We start from the raw sequence: 19,281 nt of genomic DNA, 5'->3' as shown, positions 1-19,281 counted from the left end.
GACTACATTCTAGAAGCTTGAAGGGCAGTTACAAGGATGGCACGCGCACCGATCTCATAGAGGCGATCCATGAGGCTGTTCACCTGGTCCCTGGGAACCATGGCCCTGACTGCGGCCCACTGCTTGTCGTGCAGGGAGGAGACTGTCGGCGACTCATAGCCTGGTGTGATGCCCACGGCCATGGCCACGCGCTCAACCGGGATGTCGTAATCCATCAGTACATAGCGGCGGGCTGTCAGCACACCCTCCAGCCTGCGGGACATGACCGCCAACCGCTCATCGTCTGGATCCAGACGGGGTGATCTGATGAGAATCCCCTCCGACTTGAGAATGGGATCGCCGAAGACCCGTAGCCCGGCGTTACGCAGGGTGGTGCCGGTGGAGACCACATCGGCGATCAAGTCGGCTACCCCCAGCTGAACCGACGACTCCACTGCGCCGTCCAAGTGGATCAGTTCGGCCTTGAGTCCCTTGCTGGTCAGGTAGTCCTCAAGAAGCCGGTCGAAGGTGGTGCCAATGCGCTTGCCGTCCACGTCCTGCAAGGTGTTGATGGCACTGGCTTCCGGAGCGGCGAATCTGAAGGTGGACGCGCCGAATCCCAACTGCGTGACCTCGACGGCCCGGGTTCCGGAGTTGAGCAGAAGGTCACGCCCGGTGATGCCCAGATCGATGGTTCCCAAGCCGACATAGACCGCTATGTCGTTGGGTCTTAAGTAAAAGAGCTGAATGTCGTTGTCGACGTCATCCACCACCAGTTGCCGATCGTTGGAACGCAGACGATAGCCAGACTCTGACAGCAGCCTCCATGCGGGCTGGGACAACATGCCCTTATTGGGCACCGCGACCTTCAACACGGCAACCTCCTAATTGCGGAAGCGAATCTACAGCGGGATAGGATCAGGGGTCACAGATACCTGTAGACATCCTCCAGGGTGATGCCCCGATCGATCATCATCACCTGAATGTGGTACAGCAGTTGGCTCATCTCCTCGGCCGTCCGCTCCTTGCCCTCATACTCAGCGGCGATCCAGGTCTCTCCAGCTTCTTCATTGATTTTCTTGCCGATGAAATGCGTGCCCTTATCCAGCTCGCCCACGGTCAAGGATCCTTCCGGACGTTCCTTGGCCTTGGTCGTAAGCTCCTCAAACAACCCATCGAAGGTCTTCATCTGGCTATCTCCATTCTTCCTGCAAAACCTGTCAGTCCTTGTAGCTTACCTGCGCGGCCTGTCTGATCTGGTCAATGGCCTTGGCCGGGTCGTCAGCGCCGTAGACCGCAGAGCCTGCGACCAAAACGTCGGCTCCAGCTTTTGCCACTATAGGAGCCGTGGTGGGGCTTACCCCGCCATCCACCTGGATGTGGGTCTTCAGGCCGCGTGCGGTGATCTGGTCACGAAGGCGGCGGGTCTTAGGCATCTGATTGTCCAGGAACTTCTGGCCGCCGAAACCTGGCTCCACGGTCATGACCAGAATCATGTCAAACTCATTGAGAATGTCGAATATCGGCTCCACAGGTTCGGCAGGGCGCACGGCCAGGCAGGCCTTGACCCCCATGTCGTGCAGCTGGCGAGCCAGACGGACCGGGGCATGGACGGCTCCGGTATGGAAGGTGACGGAGGCAACACCCAGCTTGGCGAATTCCGGGGCCCAACGGTCGGGATCCTCGATCATCAGATGCACGTCCACCGGTAGGTCGGTCACCTGGCAGATGCGCTCCACCACGGGCTCGCCAAGCGTCAGGTTGGGAACGAAATGGTGGTCCATCACATCCACGTGAACCATATCGGCATTGGCAATAGCCTTGAGATCCCGCTCCAAGTTGGCGAAATCGGCGGAAAGAATGCTGGGTGCTATCTGAATGCTCATGGAGATTATTCTATGTTGTACGGAAGACCGGCGGCACCGGTTTATGGCTCAATTGCACACCTACCGACTCCCGGATAGCCGACCCCTGTCCTACTTGCTCCGGGCCTCGGATTCCTGACGCACCTCAAGCTCGGTGATGGTCCGCAGCTTTTCGGACAGCAGGGAGGTCGGCTTGCCCTTGCGTGCTATGAGGACGAAGGCTGCAGCCGCCAGGAAGAAGACCGTCATGGACACCCAGACGTTGACCCTGACACCAAGGAACTCATGGGCGAAGTCGATGCGAAGGGCCTCGATCCAGGTGCGCCCCAGGGTGTACCACATGACATAGAGGGCGAAGAGCGAGCCCGCCTTGAGCACGTTCACGGCCTTGTGGCCGATCCAGACCAGGAGGGCCGCGCCAATCAGGTTCCAGATCATCTCATACAGAAATGTGGGCTGGAAGAGGGTGCCTGTCGGACAGGTGGCCCCGTCATAGCACTGTTCGCTGCTGCCAATGGCGGAACCTGCCGCATCGATCTTCAGTCCCCAGGGCAGCGTGGTGGGGGCCCCGTAGAGCTCCTGGTTGAACCAGTTGCCCAGCCGCCCGATGGCCTGGGCCACCAGAAGGGCAGGAGCCACACTGTCGGCCAGCAGGGCGGTCGGATAGCTCTTGTGACGGCACCAGGCCCAGCCTGCCAGTGCTCCCAGGAGGACCGCACCCCAGATACCCAAACCGCCACGCCAGATGCGCAGAATATCGGCTGGATTGCCATCAGCTCCGAAATACCGCTCAGGGGTGGTGATGACGTGGTAGAGCCTAGCGCCGACGATGCCGGCCGGTACCGCGCAGATGGCGATGTCCAGAATCTGGTCGGTCCGGCCACCCTCCTTCTTCCAGCGCCTGGCGGTGATCCAGGCAGCCACGATGATGGCCAGAAGCATGGTCAGCGCATAGAACCGGATGGTGACCGGCCCCAGATGGAAGCTGGAGATTCCTGGCGATGGGATGTAGGCAAGCGTCATAAAGCCCCAATCTAGCCCCTGGGCCTTACAGCCCCACTCACTTCCTGGCCTGGGAGATGCCCCAACGCAGGTCGGAGCAAACCTCGGCCAGGGACTCCAGTGCCTTTCTACGGTCCTTCCGCGGCCTGCCCTCGTCATCCAGAAGGCAGTGGACCAGGGCCGAGCCGACGATGACCCCGTCCGCGTAGGCCCCGACCTGAGAGGCCTGCTGGGCGGTAGACACCCCGATGCCCACGCAGACATAAGGGGCACCAGCCTGCCTGACTCTCGCCACCAGGTTCTGCGCCGAGTTGGACATGCTGGTACGTTCGCCGGTCACGCCCATCCGGGAGGTCGCGTAGACGAATCCTCTGGCTGCACGGGAGGTGATCTGCAGACGTGCATCAGTTGAGTCGGGCGAGACCAGATAGACCCGGTCAAGACCATACCGGTCCGACTGCTCTATCCATTCCCCGGATTCGTCGACGATCAGATCCGGGGTGACCAGCCCGGACCCGCCGGCCTCGGCCATCCGGGCGGCAAAATCCGCTACTCCGTGATGCATGATCAGATTCCAGTAGCTCATGACCAGAGCCCTGGCACCGTCCGCCTGAACCTGGCGGACCGCGTCGAAAACACCCTCGACCTTGACGCCATTGTCGATGGCACACTTGCTGGCCGCCTGGATGACCGGGCCATCCATGACCGGGTCGCTGTAGGGCAGCCCGATCTCGACGATGTCGACCCCGCTTTTCACCATGACCCGCATGGCCTCCAAGGATGTGGGCACGTCAGGGAATCCGTAGGGGAAGTAGCCGATGAATGCCGGCCTGCCCTCTTGGCGGAGGGCCTGCAGCGTGGACGCCACCAGGCTGGCCGTGCGGCTGAACCCCTTAGGCTGGACAGGCTGGGATTGCACAGGCTGGGGTTGGACAGGCTGGACGAACGTTTTCTGCCACTGCCATTGCTGGTTGACCATCATCGGGCCTCCTCTTCTGCTTGATCGCTTCTGCTGTGCCCGGCCTGGGCTTCCAAAGCGCTGGCCTCCTGCTCGGACAGGTAGCCGAACCATCTGCCCGCCGTGGCTACATCCTTATCGCCCCTGCCCGAGATGTTGATCAGAATGACAGGATTCCTGATTCCCTTGCGCAAAAGGTCGGTGGCTGCCTTGCTGGCTCCGGCCAAGGCGTGCGAGGACTCCAGGGCAGGGATGATGCCCTCGGTCCGGCAGAGGTCGCTGAAAGCCTGCATGGCCTCCTTATCGGTTGCGTAGTCATACTTGACCCGGCCCATGTCGTGCAGCCAGGCATGCTCAGGCCCCACCGAGGCGTAATCCAGACCGGCGGAGATGGAGTAGGTGTCCATGGTCTGACCCTGGTCGTCCTCCAAGAGATAGGACTTGGTTCCTTGGAAGACGCCGATCTGACCGGTGCCTGGCGACAAGCGAATGGCGTGCTTGCCCGACTTGGGCCCGTCTCCGCCGGCCTCATATGCGTAGAGGGAGACTCGTGGATCGTCCAGGAAGGTGTTCATGATGCCGATGGCGTTGGAACCCCCGCCGACGCAGGCCACAACCCCGTCAGGATGGTCGATGCCGTATGCGGAAAGCTGCGCGGATGCCTCTTCGCCGATGATCTTCTGGAAGTCCCTAACGATGGTTGGGAAGGGATGGGGGCCGGCAACCGTGCCCAGCAGGTAGTGGGTGGACTCCACGTTGGTCACCCAGTCGCGCAGGGCCTCATTAATGGCATCCTTGAGGATCCTGGTCCCGGTGGTCACCTCGACGACTTCGGCTCCCAGCATCCGCATCCTGGCCACGTTCAGGGCCTGCCTGCGGGCATCGATCTGCCCCATGTAAATTCGGCACTTGAAGCCCAGGAGGGCACAGACCGTGGCCGTGGCCACACCGTGCTGACCGGCACCGGTCTCCGCGATGACCCGGGTCTTGCCCATGCGCTTGACCAGGAGCCCCTGACCCAGGGCGTTGTTGATCTTGTGGGCGCCCGTGTGGTTCAGGTCCTCCCTTTTCAGGAAGACCCTGACCTGGCCGCCGACCCGATCGCCGATCAGCTTGGCGAATCGAGGAGCTGGTGTCAGGGCCGAGGGACGCCCCACATAGACCCGGTTGAGTCTGTTCAGCTCCTCACGGAAGGCCGGATCGGCCTTGGCCTCCTTGTAGACACGCTCCAGCTCATCAAGGGCGCCCACCAGGGCCTCAGGGACGAAACGTCCGCCATAGGGGCCGAAATAGGGACCGTCATGGGTCGACAGGGGTCTGGCCTCGGCGGCCTTGAAGCGGTGACCAGCATGAACCAGCAAGCGAACCGTACCCTCCTGGTCCTGGGAGGTGACCAGACCTTCTCCTATCAGGACCGCATCGGCCCCGGCCCGCGCGTACCGCTCCAGCTCGACCGTGCCGAACACTCCGGACTCGGCCACCTTGACCACATCCTTGGGCAGGTTGGAAGCCAGGCGGGCATACTGGTCGACGTCGACGCTCAGGTCCTTCAGATTCCGGGCGTTGATGCCAATCACCTTGGCACCGGCCGCGATGGCCCGTTCGATCTCCTGACGATCATGCGTCTCGACCAGGGCGGTCATGCCCAGGCTCCCGGCCAGGTCCAGCAGGTGCTTGAGACGTGTGTCATCCAAGGCTGCCACAATCAGCAGGATCATGTCGGCCCCGTTGGCCCTGGACTCCCAGACCTGGTAGTCGGAGACGATGAAGTTCTTGTTGAGCACGGGAATGCCCACGGCCTGTCTGACCTGCCGCAGATCCTCCAAGGATCCCAGGAAGCGTCTGCCCTCGGTCAGGACCGATATGGCCGAGGCACCCCCGTTGGCATACTGCCGGGCTAGAGCGGCGGGATTTTTGATGTCGGCAAGGTACCCCTTGGAGGGCGAGGCTCGCTTGATTTCCGCGATGATCGGAATGCCGACGCTCTCCCTGAGCAGTCGCGCGGCATCCAGAGGTTTGCGCTTCATGCTCCTGACCTGTTGCTTGAGACTTTCCAAGGGAATCTGTTGCACCCGGCTCCTTGCATCCTCCACGGCGCCGGCAACCAGTTCATCCAAGACGGTCATAGAGCCCTTCCCTCCAGTTTCCTGTGTATTCCCTGTCACAACCTTAGCGTCTTTCTGCACTGGATTACCCATTACCCTTCCTCGCTCTGCATCTGTGCCTGAGTACGATTGCCCTGCACCGCAGGCAGGGGCCCTCCGGCTTCAAAACATGACCTGTGTCCGGTGTGGCAGGCCGCCCCCACCTGGTCGACTTCGATGAGCAAGGCGTCCCCGTCGCAGTCGATGCTGACCCCCTTGACGTATTGGACATGCCCGGAGGTGTCTCCCTTGCGCCAGTATTCCTGTCTGGAACGGGACCAGAAGGTGACCCTTCCCGTGGTCAGGGTCCGTCTCAAGGCCTCCTCATCCATGTACCCGACCATGAGCACCTGACGGCTGTCATACTGTTGGACCACAGCGGCAACAAGTCCCTTGGAATCCTTCTTCAGCCTGGCCGCTATGCTCGGATCCAAACGTGCTTCCTGGTCCTTCGAAGACTGTGACATTGATCCTCATTCTCCTGATTTGTCCGACACATCCTTGCCGGTTGATTGTTTATGGTATGGGTATGGTTTCCCGAAGACTGCCAACATGGCCAGCAAGTGCCATGCAGCATGTGATGTCGAAATTATCTGCCAGATTGGGTTCAGGCCTGCCATCGAACCGGATACCCGGCCGTATGGAGCGCCTGCTTGACATCCTTGATGGACACCTGGCCGAAATGGAAGACGGAAGCCGCCAGGACCGCATCGGCCCCGGCCTTGACCGCAGGAGGAAAATCGGCTGCCTTGCCTGCGCCACCGCTGGCGATGAGGGGAAGGGATACGGCCTTGCGCACGTCGGCGATCATCTCCAGATCGAATCCCTGACGGGTGCCGTCTGCATCCATGGAGTTGAGGAGGATCTCACCGGCTCCGAGTTCTTGGGCCTGCTTGACCCAGTCGATGGCATCTATGCCGGTGGACTGATGGCCACCCATGGTGGTCACCTCATATCCTGAGGTAATGCCCTGAGCATTGGATCGGCGGGCATCGACCGAAAGCACCAGGACCTGACGACCGAACCGCTGGGCGATATCCCCGATGACCTGCGGATTGGCAATGGCTGCCGTGTTGATGCCGACCTTGTCGGCCCCCGACCGCAAAAGAGTGTCGACATCCTGCGGGGTCCGCACGCCTCCGCCGACGGTCAATGGAATAAAGATCTGGTCGGCAGTGCTCTTGACCAGGTCCACCATGGTGGCTCGCCCGCTTCCAGAGGCTGTCACATCAAGAAAGGTCAGTTCGTCAGCGCCCTGCTGGTAGTAAGCGGAAGCCAGTTCGACCGGGTCGCCCGCATCGCGCAGATTTTTGAAGTGGACGCCTTTGACCACACGGCCCTGGTCGACATCCAGGCAGGGAATGACACGAACCGCTACCGCCATGCGACCTGCCTTCCTGCCTGAACCGATTTGTTTGAGTCAAGACCTTAGCTGCTCTGGTGTCCGAAGACCCTGGCATGTCCACACTATGGCATGAACGCATTGCAAAAGCTGATTCAGGCCTGAAGCTTGACGGCCTTGGCTGCCAGCTGCCCGCAGGCACCGTCGATGTCCGATCCGCGGGTGTCCCTCATGGTTGCAGTGATGCCAGCCTTGTGGAGGATGTCCAGGAAGCGCTGCTCGTCCTCGGACTTGGAGGCCGTCCAACGAGACCCCTCGATTGGATTCAAGGGTATGGGATTGACGTGCGCCCAGTCGTCCCCGTAGTGGTTGAGGCGCTTGGCCAGAAGGCGGGCATGCTCGGCCTGGTCGTTGATGCCACGCATCAGGGCATACTCGATGCTGACCCGTCTGCCACTGGCCAGGTAGTAGTCGTGGGCCGCGTCCAGAACCTGGGTGGTGTTGAAGCGCCTGTTCATGGGCACCAGCTCGTCGCGCAGCTTGTCGCTGGGAGCATGGAGGGAGACGGCCAGACGGACCGGAATGCCCTCTTTGGTGAGCTTGCGGATGCCGGGGACCACACCCACCGTGGAGACGGTGATGTTCCTGGCCGAGATGCCGAATCCCTTGGGCGGCAGGGCGCTGATCTGTCTGACCGCGGAAAGCACAGCCCGGTAGTTGCCCATGGGTTCGCCCATCCCCATGAAGACAATGTTGCTCAAACGCCCGGGTCCTCCGGCAACCTGTCCGGACCGCATCATCCGGTAGGCGGCCCTGACCTGTTCCAGAATCTCGCCGGTCGACATGTTCCGGGTCAATCCAAGCTGACCGGTGGCGCAGAAGGGGCAGCCCATACCGCAGCCGACCTGGCTGGAGATGCAGAGGGTGGCCCTGGATGGATAGCGCATAAGTACGGACTCGATCCTGGACCCGTCGAAGAGCTCCCAGAGGGTCTTGATGGTCGTCCCCTGGTCCGCTTTCTGGACAGTGACCGGGGTGATCAGTTCAGGGAAGAAGCGGTGCGCGGCCTCCTGACGGCTGGCTGCGGGAAAGTCCGTGAAGTCGTCCGGATTGGTGGACAGATGGTTGAAGTAATGGTTGGCCAGCTGCGAGACCCGGAATTTCGGCAGGCCCAGTTGCGCGCAGACCTCCTGACGCTCCTGCTGGTCCATATCCGTAAAGTGGCGCGGCGGCTTGCCTCGACGGGCGTGGTCGGCCGCCAGAACGTCGCGGAAAGCCCCATCCTTGCCTCCTGGGGTGATGCCGGTTTCAGGCTCGGCACCGGTCAAATCGACATCTGTCATACCTCTACCTCATCCTGTATCAGCCGTCGATACCGGTCACAGACCGGTAATCAAAAGAACCAGTGTGATGAACGGTGCGGACATGAGGATGGAATCCACCCTGTCCAGCACTCCGCCATGGCCCTTGAGCAGGTGGCCCATGTCCTTGATCCCCAGGTCGCGTTTGATCAAGGATGCGCTCAGATCCCCTAGGGTGCCTGTGGCTCCGACCATGATGCCCATGAGCAGAGCGACCCACCAGATCCGCCCCCAAATCGCCATGGGATAGGTGGCCGCGAAGATGACCAGGGCGCCAACCAGGCAGCAGAGCATGGAGCCTGCCAACCCCTCCACGGATTTGCCGGGAGAGATGCGGGGCGAGATCTTGTGCTTGCCGAAGAGCGAACCAAAGAGAAGACCACCGATGTCGCTTAAGGCGGGCAGGAAAATCACCATGAATGCGTGTGCGGCGGGATGCCCGCCGAAGGTGGTGGGCAGGGTTATCAGACAGGCCAGGAGGGTGATGTAGACAACGGTCAGAAGGGTGACGCCCACATTGGCCAGGCTGCTTGATCGGCTCTCCCCATCTGCGGCGCCATAGGAGGCATCGGCCATGGTCTGCGCATCCTTGCCTGAGAGCTTGGCGTTCACCGCCTTGACCAGCCGACCGCCCAGGCGATGGTTGCGGGTGGCCGCAAGGGCCCCAACCAGGGCGGTGATCAGAACTCCGGCGGTCATGACCGCCACGTGATCAGGAGCGTAGAAGGAGGCCAGCATGGTGGCAGCCGAGCAGACCCAGAGCTCGACCACCGGTATATGCAGGCCAGCCGTGGCAAAGTCCACCCTGAGCTCCCAGAGCCCCAGGGTCATGAAGATCACGATCAGGTAGATGAATGCGTCGATGCGCACCAGGATGCAGGCCAGGATGATGACCACCAAAAGCGCGCCAGTGGCCACCGCCTGCGGCATGTTGCGCCCGGTCCGCTTGTTCAGGCTTGCGACGGCATCCTGACCGGCCTTCTCGGCCGAGCTTTCCTTAGTACTCATGAAGTGTGGACCCTCCCCAGGCGGATCAGACCTCGAGGATCTCCTTCTCCTTGGCATCCAGGAGCTGATCAATCATGTCGTTCTTCTGCTTGGTGACGGTCTCCAGCTCCTTCTGCAGCCGGTTGCCTTCATCCTCGCCCAGGTCGCCATCCTTGACCTTGGCCTCCAGCTCTTCCTTAACCTTGCGCCGGATGTTGCGGACGGCCACCTTGCCTTCCTCGGCCTTGGTCTTGGCCAGCTTGACGTAATCCCGGCGACGCTCCTCGGTCAGCTCGGGCATGGTGACCCTGATGACGTTGCCGTCACGGCTGGGATTGACGCCCAGGTCCGAATCACGGATGGCCTTCTCGACCGCACCCGCCTGGGAGGGGTCGAAGGGTGTGACGGCCAGGGTGCGAGGCTCCGGGACGCCGATGGATGCCAGCGACTTGATGGGCGTGGGTGTGCCATAGTACTCCACCATGATGTCGTTGAGGAAGGAGGGGTTGGCACGCCCGGTCCTGATTCCCGAGAAGTTCTCCTTGGTCGCCTCGATGCTCTTGTCCATCTGCCTTCCGGCCTGGTCCACCACTGTGGTCATGATCTGCTCCTTGCTGTATGGACCATCCGCCTGTGCGCGCGAGGTCCGTCATTCTTATACTCTACGGCCATGGGGCCACAGGGGCCAAGCGACGCGGGGTGTGCCCGCAACCGGTCACAGGGTACGATCAGGACCACCGTGGACCAGGGTGCCCAGACGCTGGCCCTTGAGCGCTCCGGTCACGTTGCCTTCACCCTCCAGTCCGAAGACACGGATGGGCATATCGTTGTCCCGGGCCATGGACAGGGCTGCCGCATCCATGACGGCCAAATTGTCCACCAGAGCCCGCTGGTAACTCAGGTTGGTGAACATGCGCGCAGAAGCCTGCTTGTGCGGATCAGCCGTGTACACGCCGTCCACACCGTTCTTGCCCATGAGAACCTCTACACAATGAATCTCCAGAGCACGCTGGATGGAAACGGTGTCGGTGGAGAAGTAAGGCATGCCTGATCCGGCGCCGAAGATGACCACACGACCCTTTTCCAGGTGACGGATGGCCTTGAGCGGGATATAGGGCTCGGCCACCTGACCCATGGTGATGGCTGTCTGCACCCTGGTGGCCTGACCATCCTGCTCCAGGAAGTCCTGCAGGGCCAGGCAGTTCATGACCGTGCCCAGCATGCCCATGTAGTCGCCGCGCGAACGCTCGATTCCGGCCTGGCTGAGCTCGGCTCCGCGGAAGAAGTTGCCGCCACCCACCACGATGGCTACCTGCACGCCACCCTGTACCGCCTGGACGATCTCCTTGGCCACCCGCTTGACTACTTGCACGTCGATGCCGACCTCGCCTCCCCCGAAGGCCTCTCCGGAGAGCTTGAGCAGCACACGACGAGGCGATGCTGGGTTTTGCGCTGAATCGGATCCGGTCATAAAAGCCCTTTCTCCAAACATGATGACGGGCGAAATACGCCGGTAACCAGGGTATCGGGGCTGGACGACAACCCCTTCTTGGTCAGGCTCGGGACAAAAGAAGGGGAGCAGCCACGAAAGCCACTCCCCTATCGTCAATTACCATCAATGCTGGTCATCTGCCTATCCCTCAGCTCAGGATCAGGCCAGACAACTCAGTACATTGCTGGGCTACTCCTCTTCGTCGCCCTTGCCGACCTCGAGACGGGCGAAGGCCAGGGCCTTGCCGCCAGCCTGCTTGAAGAGGTCGCCAATGGTCTTGGAGGTGTCCTTGACGTACTGCTGCTCCAGCAGGACGGTCTCCTTGAAGAAGGCGTTCAGACGCCCCTCGACGATCTTGGGGATGATCTTCTCGGGCTTGCCTTCGGCCTGGGACTTCTCAGTGGCCACGCGACGCTCGGACTCCACCACGTCGGCAGGCACATCCTCGCGGCTGAGCCACTTGGGGCTCATGGCGGAGATCTGCAGGGCCACCTCATGGGCCACCTGGGCGCCGGCCTCATCAGTGGCGATCATGGCCACGATGGAGGGGGGCATTTCCACGGACTTGCGGTGGGCGTAAATCTCCACACGGGGGCCCTCGACCCGGGCCACCTGGCCGACCTTGACGTGCTCATGGAAGAGCGCGCCGGCCTCCTCCACGGTCTCCTTGACGGTGCCGGACTTGGATGGAGCGGCATCGACCTGCTCGGCGTTGGAGGCATCAGCCTTGGCCACGTCGTCGATGACCTCCTGGCCGAACTCGACGAACTGAGGGGTCTTGGCCACGAAGTCGGTCTCGGAGTTGAGCTCGACGGCGTAGCCGATCTGACCCTGTCCACCCTCGACGACGGTGGAGGCGATCAGGCCCTCCTGGGCCTTGCGGCCCTCGCGGGCGCCTGCGGCCTGGATACCGGTGGCGCGGATGATCTCCTTGGCGCGGGCCATGTCGCCCTCGGCCTCGGTCAGGGCCTTCTTGACGTCCATCATGCCGGCGCCGGTCTGATCGCGCAGCTCCTTGATCAGTGCAGCGGTGATTTTTGCCATGAAACTCTCCTATCTAGACGTCAGATTTCAGGCGGCCTGATCGGCAGCGGGGGTCTCCTGCTGCTCTTGCGCAGGCTGCTCGGCCTGGGGAGCCTGGGCAGTCTCCTGGGCCTGCTCCTGCGGCTGTCCGTCCTTGTTCTCCAGCAGGTTCTTCTCCCACTCGGCCATGGGCTGGTCGGAGGCCTCCTCGGTCTTGGCAGCCTTGCCGGAGCGCTCCAACAGACCGTCAGCCACGGCATCGGCCATCAGCCTGGTCAGCAGCTCGACGCCACGGATGGCATCATCGTTGGCGGGAATGGGGTAGGTGACAAGTTCGGGATCCGTGTTGGTGTCCACCAGGGCCACGACCGGGATACCCAGCTTGTTGGCCTCGGAGACCGCCAGGGCCTCCTTGTTGATGTCGACCACGAACAGGGCCGAGGGGGTGCGGTTCATGTTGCGGATGCCGCCCAGCTGGCGCTCCAGCTTGTCCTTCTCGCGACGCAGCAGCAGGAGCTCCTTCTTGGTCAGCCCCGAGCCATGCACGTCGTCGAAGTCCATCTCCTCCAGCTCCTTCAAGCGGCCGACCCGCTTGGTCACGGTCTGGAAGTTGGTCAGCATGCCGCCCAGCCAGCGCTCGGAGACGTAGGGCATGTTCACCCGGGTGGCCTGGGCCTTGATGGCCTCCTGGGCCTGCTTCTTGGTCCCCACGAAGAGCACGGTGCCGTTGTGGGCCACGGTCTGCTTGATGAAGTCATAGGCCTGGTCGATCAGACCGAGCGACTTGAAGAGGTTGATGATGTGGATGCCGTTGCGCTCCATCAGGATGTACTGCTTCATCTTGGGGTTCCAACGACGGGTCTGGTGTCCGAAGTGGACGCCGGCCTTCAGCATTTCGCTCATGGTGATCTGTGCCATGTCTATACCTTTCATTGTCGGTTATTGCCTGGCCATGTGCACCTGCGTGCAACTCCGAGGAGCCGACCGACACAGGACGTCGCGGACATGGCGCGAATTTGCGGCGTGTGTTCGGGAATACTCTTGGCGCGCCTGCCCGCCCGTGACAGCAGACCTGCGCAGTGACACGCCGAATTACCATGATACCCGAGGCCAATGACCTCGGGTATCATGTTCGCGCTCTGCCTACCTGGCTGATCTCAGCTGCTGCATGGCCTTGCGACGGACGTCGCTCTCCAACCGATCCACATAGACATGGCCGTCCAGGTGATCGCACTCGTGCTGGATCATCCGCCCCATGATGCCATGGCCCTCAAGAGTCACCGTCTTGCCATCCAGGTCGATGCCGTGTGCTCGGGCGTAGTCGGCACGCCTGGTCGGATACCAGAGGTTGGGCAGGGACAGGCATCCCTCCTCGCCATACTGCTCGCCGGAGGTCTTGTCGATAACCGGATTGATGATGTAGCCCACCTTGCCACCAATGTTGTAGGAGAAGACGCGCAGGCCCACCCCGATCTGATTGGCCGACAGGCCTGCCCTGCCCGGGTCGTCCACGGTGTCCACCAGGTCACGGACCAGACTGCGCACAGCCGGGGTGATGGTGGTCACTGGATCGCAGGGGGTTCGCAAAACCGGATCGGGAACCACTCTGATTGTACGAATCGCCACTGCTTACTCCTCGTCATCCCGGCCGTCGTGGCCGTCCTTCTCGTCCTGCGGGGCCGCTTCCTCCTCCTGGCGGCCATCACGCTTGCGTCCGGTCATGCTTGCCAGGGAATCGCTCATGGTGGTCCGTGCCCTGCTGACAATGTCGTTCTCCTTGGCAGCAGGCTTGGCTGGCGTCCTGGGCGCATAGAGGACCTTGTCCACGAGTTCTGCGTACTGGCGGAGCACCTCGGGACGCACGACCTTCAGGCTGGGGGTCAGAGTGCCGTCCTCCTGACTGAAGTCCTTGTCCAGCACCAGGAACTTGCGCACCGACTCGGCCCGCGAGACGTTGCAGTTGGCCTTGTCCACGTACTGCTGGATGAAAGCATGGATGGCCTCGTTGTGGCTGGCCTGCTCCATGCTCATGTCAGCGTCCAGACCCTGGGAGGTCAGCCAAGACTTCAGCATCCCGGCATCCAGGGTGACCAGGGCACCTACGAAGGGCCTGCCGTCGCCCACAACCACGGCCTGGGAGACTATGGGGCAGGTGCTGATGACATCCTCCAGGGGAGCCGGGCTCACGTTCTTGCCGCCGGCGGTGATGATGACGTCCTTCTTACGGCCGGTGATGAAGACGAAGCCCTGGTCGTCGATCTGGGCCAGATCACCGGTGTGCAGCCAGCCGTCCTTATCGAGCACGGTGGAATCAAGCTCAGGCTGGTGGTAGTAGCCTATGAAGACGCTTGGACCCTTGACCAGGAGCTCATCGTCGTCGCTCAGCCTGACCGTGATGCCCGAGCCAGGACGGCCGACCGATCCAACCTCGTTGGCATCCTCGAAGTTGACGATGCAGGGTGCTGCCGTCTCGGTCATCCCGTAGCCCTGAATGAAGGTGATCCCGTCGATCCCATTGAAGAAATGGGCCAGGTCGGCGTTCATGGGTGCGCCGCCGCAGGCCAGGTAGCTCAAGTTGGAGCCCAGGGCGGACTCGATTGTGTTGCCGACGGTCTTGGTGTAGAAGGCGTGGGCCAGGCGGGTAAACAGCGAATGGCCGTTCCCCTCCTGCTCGTCCTTGGACCACTTGATGAAGTGCTTGGTGGCCTTGGCGAAGACCTTGCCGGCCATGCCGGTGCCGGCCTTTTGCGAGGCAGCGTTGTAGACCTTCTCGAAGACGCGGGGCACGCCCAGCAGATAGGTGGGCCGGAAGGTGCGCAGATCGGTCAGCAGGTGCTTGGCGTTGGAGACGTATCCGACCACGCCCTGGGCGCCGATGGCCACATACTGGATGTAACGGGCGAAGCAGTGGGCCAGGGGCAGGAAGAGCATCAGGCGGGAGGGCGCTGCCAGCATGTGGTAGAGCACATCCCAGCCCACGAAGACGATGTGGACGAAGTTCCGGTTGGAGAGCATGGCGCCCTTGGGCTCCCCAGTTGAGCCCGAAGTGTAGACGATGGTGGCCAGATCGTCGGCCTTGACTTGGGCAATGGCCTGATCCAGGCGCTCATCTTCGATCCCCTGGCCGAATTCGCTGACTGCGTTCAGGCCCCCGGCTTCGAAATTGAAGACGTACTTGAGCTTGGGCGAGGATCCCCGGACCTGCTCCAGGATCTGTGCATGCTCCGAGTCACCGGCAAAGGCCAGGATGCAGTCCACATCCTGAACGATCTTCTGGGCCTGGCTGGGCGAGTCGGTCTCGTAGATGGGCACAGAGACCGCCCCAATGGCAGCGCAGGCAAAGTCCGTGACCCCCCAGTCATAACTGGTGGAGGCGTAGATGACCACAGTGCTGCCCTTTTCCACGCCCAAAGCCATCATGCCCTTGGCCACGGCGCGAACCCGTGCGGACATCTGCCCGGCCTTGACATCGTGCCAGTTTCTGGTCATGGGATCCTGCCACTGGGCAACCAGCTCTTCAGGGTCACGGGCGGTGCGTTTTGCCAGGAGTGAATAGATGGTGTCCTTGTCCGTCGTCGGGTGTTGAAGCTCGACCGTATATTCACGCAACATACCCACCATCATATGGGTCAACCCGCCAAAGCCGCCGCCTAGCCCATGTCGAAGCGCACACAGACCCAGCGCGAACCGCTTCTGGCGACGATCAGGTTGGTCAGCACAGTGCGCTCGCCGACCAGAAATCCGATGGTGGTTTCGTACCGGTCACGGTCTACTCGGTAAATCTCAACCAGTTTAGGAATCAGCGGCAGATAAGTCATGCCGGCATGGTCCGCTGTTCGGACCATGCCCAGATGCCGATCCCGTAGCAACTGGGCCAGCAGGGCCAATCGTTCCATACAGACGCGGTTGAGCACACGATCCAGGCTCTTCATAGGTAAACGACCCCGCAACACATCGAAGACCCTGGATGCCAAGGCGCACAGATTGACAAGAATACGCTTGAGATCCGCAGACAGACCCTCATGCCCGGCAGCATCCCCAGGCCGGATGAAGTTGACCGTTCGCACTGTCAGATTGATGTCGCCAAATCCCAAGGGCACCTGCGTACAGGTAGACGGCCACCAGCCGCCGACCTCCTGTCCTGTCGACTCCTCGGTTGCTTGATCTTGGTCCCAGACCGGTGCCAGATCCATATACTCCGTCATACTTCTCCCCTCGCACTACTATGTGCTTGTTCCCCCTCCCATGCCGGCGAGGTGCACTGGGCAACCGACGCAACGACAGCGAATACGTCCAGAGTAAGAATGCACTGAGGGATTGTAAAGGCCGGTTCAGGAATGTGGTCAACCTGGACCGGCCTTTAGACAGATTGTGGATAAATGGACCGTGAATGTCCTGCTCTACTCAGCAGCGGGGGGCGGGGGTCACTGCCACACGGCACTTCTGGAAGTTCTTGACATCCACATAACCGGTGGAAGCCATGGCCCGGCGCAGGGCCCCGATCAGATTCAGACTGCCGTCGGTGCGATCGCTGGGACCGAAGAGTATGCGCTCCAGGCTGCCCACCTGACCGACCTGGACCCTGCGGCCCCTCGGCAGTTCAGGATGATGAGCTTCGGCCCCCCAGTGCATGCCCTGGCCGGGAGCCTCCGTAGCCTTGGCTAAGGGCGTGCCCAGCATGACCGCGTCGGCCCCCATGGCCAAGGCCTTGACAAAGGAACCCGAGGTACCGGTCTCCCCGTCAGCGATGACCTGAACGTAACGTCCGCCCGACTCGTCCAGGTAGTCGCGACGCGCCTCGGCCACATCCGAGATGGCCGTGGCCATAGGCGCTTGGATTCCGACGGTGGCGGAATCAGTGGATGACGCTCCCCCGCCGAACCCGACCAGCACCCCGGCGGCTCCGGTGCGCATCAGATGCAGGGCAGCCTGATAGGTGGCGGCCCCGCCGACGATGACCGGAACGTCCAGGTCGTAGATGAACTTCTTCAAATTCAGGGGCTCATGGCTGGTGGACACGTGTTCGGCCGAGACCGCCGTTCCTCGGATCACGAAGAGGTCCACTCCCGCATCGACCACCGTGGCATAGAACTCCTGGGTGCGCTGAGGGGACAGGGCTCCGGCCACCGTGACTCCGGCCTTGCGAATCTCCTGCAGACGGCGGGTGATCAGCTCCGCCTTGACCGGCTCCCGGTAGGCCTCCTGAATGACCCCGGTCGCCTGCTCCGGCGAGGCATGTGCTATCCGGTCCAGCTGCGGACGCGGATCCTCATAACGGGTCCACAGTCCCTCCAGGTCCAGCACGCCTAGTCCGCCCATCCGTCCCAGGGCTATGGCCGTCTCCGGGCTGGTGACCGAATCCATGGGCGCTGCCAATAGCGGCAGGTCGAACTCGTAGGCATCCACCTGCCAGGCCGTGGAGACATCCTGGGGATCCCGGGTCCTTCTTGAGGGAAGTATGGAGACATCATCGAGCGTGTAGGCCACCGTGGCCTTCTTGCCGAGACCGATTTCGATTTCCTGTGTCATGTCTGCCAGCCTAGCGCCTCACAATGACGCTCCGGCGTGCTACGAACGGGTTACGAACATGGCAACAGAGAGTAACAAACTTGGGATAAAACAGTTCGCGAGCGCAACTGAGGCATCGGGAGCAGGATCCGGCCCCCGACCCGCCGACCGATAGGAGGCCGCCATGGACAAGATCGCCGTGAAAGGACGCATCGTCGAACTCGACGGTGACGAGATGACCCGGGTCATCTGGAAAATGATCAAGGAACGGCTGATTCTGCCCTACCTGGACGTGGATCTGGACTATTACGACCTGGGCATCCGCAACAGGGACGCCACCGACGACAAGGTTACCGTGCAGGCGGCACAGGCCATTCAGCGCGAGCACGTAGGCGTCAAATGCGCCACCATTACCCCGGACGAGGCCCGGGTAAAGGAATTCGGCCTCAAGCGCATGTGGAAGTCGCCCAACGGTACCATCCGCAACATTCTTGGCGGAACCATCTTCCGCGAGCCCATCGTCATCGACAACATCCCCCGGCTGGTTCCCGGATGGTCCAAGCCAATCGTGGTGGCCCGCCATGCCTTCGGGGACCAATACCAGGCTACTGACTTCACTGTTCCCGGGCCGGGAAAGCTGAGCGTCGTCTTTACTCCTGAAGACGGGAGCGACCCGGTGACTCGAGAGGTGACCGTCTACCCAGGTCCAGGCGTGGCACAGGTCCAGTTCAACCTTGATAATTCCATCCGCGACTTCGCGCGCTCCTGCTTCAACTACGCCCTGCAGAGGCACTATCCGGTCTACCTGAGCACCAAGAACACCATCCTCAAGGCCTATGACGGCCGGTTCAAGGACATTTTCGCCCAGGTCTACGCGCAGGAGTACCAGAGTCGGTTCGAACAAGAGGGGCTGACCTACCAGCATCGGCTGATCGACGACATGGTGGCCTCCTCGCTCAAGTGGCAGGGCGGCTATGTCTGGGCCTGCAAGAACTACGACGGCGACGTCCAGTCCGATGCAATAGCTCAAGGGTTTGGCTCCCTTGGCCTTATGACCTCCATGCTGATGACGGCCGATGGACAGACCGTAGAGGCCGAGGCAGCCCATGGGACCGTGACCAGGCATTACCGGCGCTGGCTCAAGGGGGAAACCACCTCCACCAACCCGATCGCCTCCATTTTCGCCTGGACCGGCGGGCTCAAGCAGCGGGCGCGGCTGGATGACACACCCAAGGTGGCCGAGTTCGCGCAAACACTCGAATCCGTGGTCATCGAGACCGTACGCTCCGGTCGCATGACCAAGGATCTTGCCAGCCTGGTGGGTCCTGATCAGCCTTGGCTGGACACCGAAGGGTTCATGGACGCCTTGGACCATGCTCTTGCCGAGCGTATGTCTTCAGGTGCTGCAGCGGCAGACTAGCAGATAAGACAACAACACCCTCTTTTTGCCATTGCAGACGGTTATTGCAGGCGATTACTCTCCGCAGATCAGCCTTCACTGTCAGTTCCACCGGCGAGGACCGTCTACGCGAAACATCGGCCTTTCATACGCTCCTGCCCGAGAGCCCATAGAATGGTTGCTCGGGACCCGGCCAGAGTCGGGCTCTGTCGGAACGAAGG

General features: G+C 61.7%; 19 protein-coding genes. 1 reads left to right on the top strand and 18 read right to left on the bottom strand.

Annotated elements, in window-relative coordinates:
• Positions 1-2: 2 nt before the first annotated feature.
• The 18 genes from hisG to P273_RS0106650 form a co-directional block, all read right to left on the bottom strand.
• Positions 3-854, bottom strand: a complete 852-nt coding sequence (gene hisG, locus P273_RS0106735) for an ATP phosphoribosyltransferase (RefSeq protein WP_024627693.1) — start codon at positions 852-854, stop codon at positions 3-5.
• Positions 855-904: 50 nt separating this feature from the next.
• Entirely contained in the window at positions 905-1,168 is a 264-nt protein-coding gene (locus P273_RS0106730; protein ID WP_024627692.1) for a phosphoribosyl-ATP diphosphatase, read from the bottom strand.
• A 31-nt stretch (positions 1,169-1,199) separates the two neighbouring features.
• Positions 1,200-1,865: a ribulose-phosphate 3-epimerase gene (gene rpe, locus P273_RS0106725; protein WP_024627691.1), complete on the bottom strand. Its 666-nt coding sequence runs from the start codon at positions 1,863-1,865 to the stop codon at positions 1,200-1,202.
• 90 nt (positions 1,866-1,955) lie between these two features.
• Entirely contained in the window at positions 1,956-2,867 is a 912-nt protein-coding gene (lgt, locus tag P273_RS0106720; RefSeq protein WP_024627690.1) for a prolipoprotein diacylglyceryl transferase, read from the bottom strand.
• 37 nt (positions 2,868-2,904) lie between these two features.
• On the bottom strand, positions 2,905-3,825 hold the full coding sequence (trpA, locus tag P273_RS0106715) for a tryptophan synthase subunit alpha (RefSeq protein ID WP_029676260.1): 921 nt from the start codon (positions 3,823-3,825) through the stop codon (positions 2,905-2,907).
• Complete coding sequence (gene trpB / locus P273_RS0106710) at positions 3,825-5,930, bottom strand: tryptophan synthase subunit beta (protein WP_024627688.1); 2,106 nt, start codon at positions 5,928-5,930, stop codon at positions 3,825-3,827. The genes trpA and trpB overlap by 1 nt, the downstream gene beginning before the upstream one ends.
• Positions 5,931-6,001: 71 nt before the next feature.
• Positions 6,002-6,415, bottom strand: a complete 414-nt coding sequence (hisI, locus tag P273_RS0106705; protein ID WP_024627687.1) for a phosphoribosyl-AMP cyclohydrolase — start codon at positions 6,413-6,415, stop codon at positions 6,002-6,004.
• A gap of 140 nt (positions 6,416-6,555) precedes the next feature.
• Complete coding sequence (gene hisF / locus P273_RS0106700) at positions 6,556-7,332, bottom strand: imidazole glycerol phosphate synthase subunit HisF (RefSeq protein ID WP_024627686.1); 777 nt, start codon at positions 7,330-7,332, stop codon at positions 6,556-6,558.
• Between the two features lie 113 nt (positions 7,333-7,445).
• Positions 7,446-8,633, bottom strand: coding sequence for a 23S rRNA (adenine(2503)-C(2))-methyltransferase RlmN (rlmN, locus tag P273_RS0106695; protein ID WP_024627685.1), 1,188 nt, complete (start codon positions 8,631-8,633; stop codon positions 7,446-7,448).
• Positions 8,634-8,669: 36 nt separating this feature from the next.
• Complete coding sequence (locus P273_RS0106690) at positions 8,670-9,659, bottom strand: phosphatidate cytidylyltransferase (protein ID WP_024627684.1); 990 nt, start codon at positions 9,657-9,659, stop codon at positions 8,670-8,672.
• Positions 9,660-9,684: 25 nt separating this feature from the next.
• Positions 9,685-10,239, bottom strand: coding sequence for a ribosome recycling factor (gene frr / locus P273_RS0106685; protein WP_024627683.1), 555 nt, complete (start codon positions 10,237-10,239; stop codon positions 9,685-9,687).
• A gap of 114 nt (positions 10,240-10,353) precedes the next feature.
• Positions 10,354-11,109 carry a UMP kinase gene (gene pyrH, locus P273_RS0106680; RefSeq protein ID WP_024627682.1) on the bottom strand — a complete coding sequence of 252 codons (756 nt, stop codon included), beginning with the start codon at positions 11,107-11,109 and terminating at the stop codon, positions 10,354-10,356.
• A 210-nt stretch (positions 11,110-11,319) separates the two neighbouring features.
• Complete coding sequence (gene tsf / locus P273_RS0106675) at positions 11,320-12,174, bottom strand: translation elongation factor Ts (protein WP_024627681.1); 855 nt, start codon at positions 12,172-12,174, stop codon at positions 11,320-11,322.
• Positions 12,175-12,201: 27 nt separating this feature from the next.
• On the bottom strand, positions 12,202-13,071 hold the full coding sequence (gene rpsB / locus P273_RS0106670; RefSeq protein ID WP_024627680.1) for a 30S ribosomal protein S2: 870 nt from the start codon (positions 13,069-13,071) through the stop codon (positions 12,202-12,204).
• A 225-nt stretch (positions 13,072-13,296) separates the two neighbouring features.
• A complete protein-coding gene (locus P273_RS0106665; protein WP_024627679.1) occupies positions 13,297-13,779 on the bottom strand; it encodes a peptide deformylase in 483 nt (160 codons plus the stop codon).
• 3 nt (positions 13,780-13,782) lie between these two features.
• The gene (locus tag P273_RS0106660; protein WP_024627678.1) at positions 13,783-15,765 is read right to left on the bottom strand and encodes a long-chain fatty acid--CoA ligase; all 1,983 of its coding nucleotides are present in this window, start codon (positions 15,763-15,765) and stop codon (positions 13,783-13,785) included.
• A 38-nt stretch (positions 15,766-15,803) separates the two neighbouring features.
• Complete coding sequence (locus P273_RS0106655; protein ID WP_034524942.1) at positions 15,804-16,358, bottom strand: hypothetical protein; 555 nt, start codon at positions 16,356-16,358, stop codon at positions 15,804-15,806.
• Between the two features lie 199 nt (positions 16,359-16,557).
• A complete protein-coding gene (locus tag P273_RS0106650; protein ID WP_024627676.1) occupies positions 16,558-17,682 on the bottom strand; it encodes a GuaB3 family IMP dehydrogenase-related protein in 1,125 nt (374 codons plus the stop codon).
• A 163-nt stretch (positions 17,683-17,845) separates the two neighbouring features.
• Here P273_RS0106650 and P273_RS0106645 point away from each other — a divergent pair, with 163 nt between their 5' ends.
• The gene (locus P273_RS0106645) at positions 17,846-19,081 is read left to right on the top strand and encodes an NADP-dependent isocitrate dehydrogenase (RefSeq protein WP_024627675.1); all 1,236 of its coding nucleotides are present in this window, start codon (positions 17,846-17,848) and stop codon (positions 19,079-19,081) included.
• Positions 19,082-19,281 lie beyond the last annotated feature (200 nt).

The sequence above is a fragment of the Bifidobacterium sp. A11 genome, assembly GCF_000499185.1.
Lineage (GTDB): Bacteria > Actinomycetota > Actinomycetes > Actinomycetales > Bifidobacteriaceae > Bombiscardovia > Bombiscardovia mizhiensis.
The sequence above is the reverse complement of the archived record's forward strand: the minus strand, read 5'-3'. Positions and strand labels throughout refer to the sequence as shown.

What these genes read in the sequence shown, in the direction of transcription:
- P273_RS0106730 (WP_024627692.1), bottom strand. Translation starts at nt 1,168, where the DNA reads ATGAAGACCTTCGATGGGTTGTTTGAGGAGCTTACGACCAAGGCCAAG.
- rpe (WP_024627691.1), bottom strand. Translation starts at nt 1,865, where the DNA reads ATGAGCATTCAGATAGCACCCAGCATTCTTTCCGCCGATTTCGCCAAC.
- lgt (WP_024627690.1), bottom strand. Translation starts at nt 2,867, where the DNA reads ATGACGCTTGCCTACATCCCATCGCCAGGAATCTCCAGCTTCCATCTG.
- trpA (WP_029676260.1), bottom strand. Translation starts at nt 3,825, where the DNA reads ATGGTCAACCAGCAATGGCAGTGGCAGAAAACGTTCGTCCAGCCTGTC.
- trpB (WP_024627688.1), bottom strand. Translation starts at nt 5,930, where the DNA reads ATGACCGTCTTGGATGAACTGGTTGCCGGCGCCGTGGAGGATGCAAGG.
- hisI (WP_024627687.1), bottom strand. Translation starts at nt 6,415, where the DNA reads ATGTCACAGTCTTCGAAGGACCAGGAAGCACGTTTGGATCCGAGCATA.
- hisF (WP_024627686.1), bottom strand. Translation starts at nt 7,332, where the DNA reads ATGGCGGTAGCGGTTCGTGTCATTCCCTGCCTGGATGTCGACCAGGGC.
- rlmN (WP_024627685.1), bottom strand. Translation starts at nt 8,633, where the DNA reads ATGACAGATGTCGATTTGACCGGTGCCGAGCCTGAAACCGGCATCACC.
- P273_RS0106690 (WP_024627684.1), bottom strand. Translation starts at nt 9,659, where the DNA reads ATGAGTACTAAGGAAAGCTCGGCCGAGAAGGCCGGTCAGGATGCCGTC.
- frr (WP_024627683.1), bottom strand. Translation starts at nt 10,239, where the DNA reads ATGACCACAGTGGTGGACCAGGCCGGAAGGCAGATGGACAAGAGCATC.
- pyrH (WP_024627682.1), bottom strand. Translation starts at nt 11,109, where the DNA reads ATGACCGGATCCGATTCAGCGCAAAACCCAGCATCGCCTCGTCGTGTG.
- tsf (WP_024627681.1), bottom strand. Translation starts at nt 12,174, where the DNA reads ATGGCAAAAATCACCGCTGCACTGATCAAGGAGCTGCGCGATCAGACC.
- rpsB (WP_024627680.1), bottom strand. Translation starts at nt 13,071, where the DNA reads ATGGCACAGATCACCATGAGCGAAATGCTGAAGGCCGGCGTCCACTTC.
- P273_RS0106660 (WP_024627678.1), bottom strand. Translation starts at nt 15,765, where the DNA reads ATGTTGCGTGAATATACGGTCGAGCTTCAACACCCGACGACGGACAAG.
- P273_RS0106655 (WP_034524942.1), bottom strand. Translation starts at nt 16,358, where the DNA reads ATGACGGAGTATATGGATCTGGCACCGGTCTGGGACCAAGATCAAGCA.
- P273_RS0106650 (WP_024627676.1), bottom strand. Translation starts at nt 17,682, where the DNA reads ATGACACAGGAAATCGAAATCGGTCTCGGCAAGAAGGCCACGGTGGCC.
- P273_RS0106645 (WP_024627675.1), top strand. Translation starts at nt 17,846, where the DNA reads ATGGACAAGATCGCCGTGAAAGGACGCATCGTCGAACTCGACGGTGAC.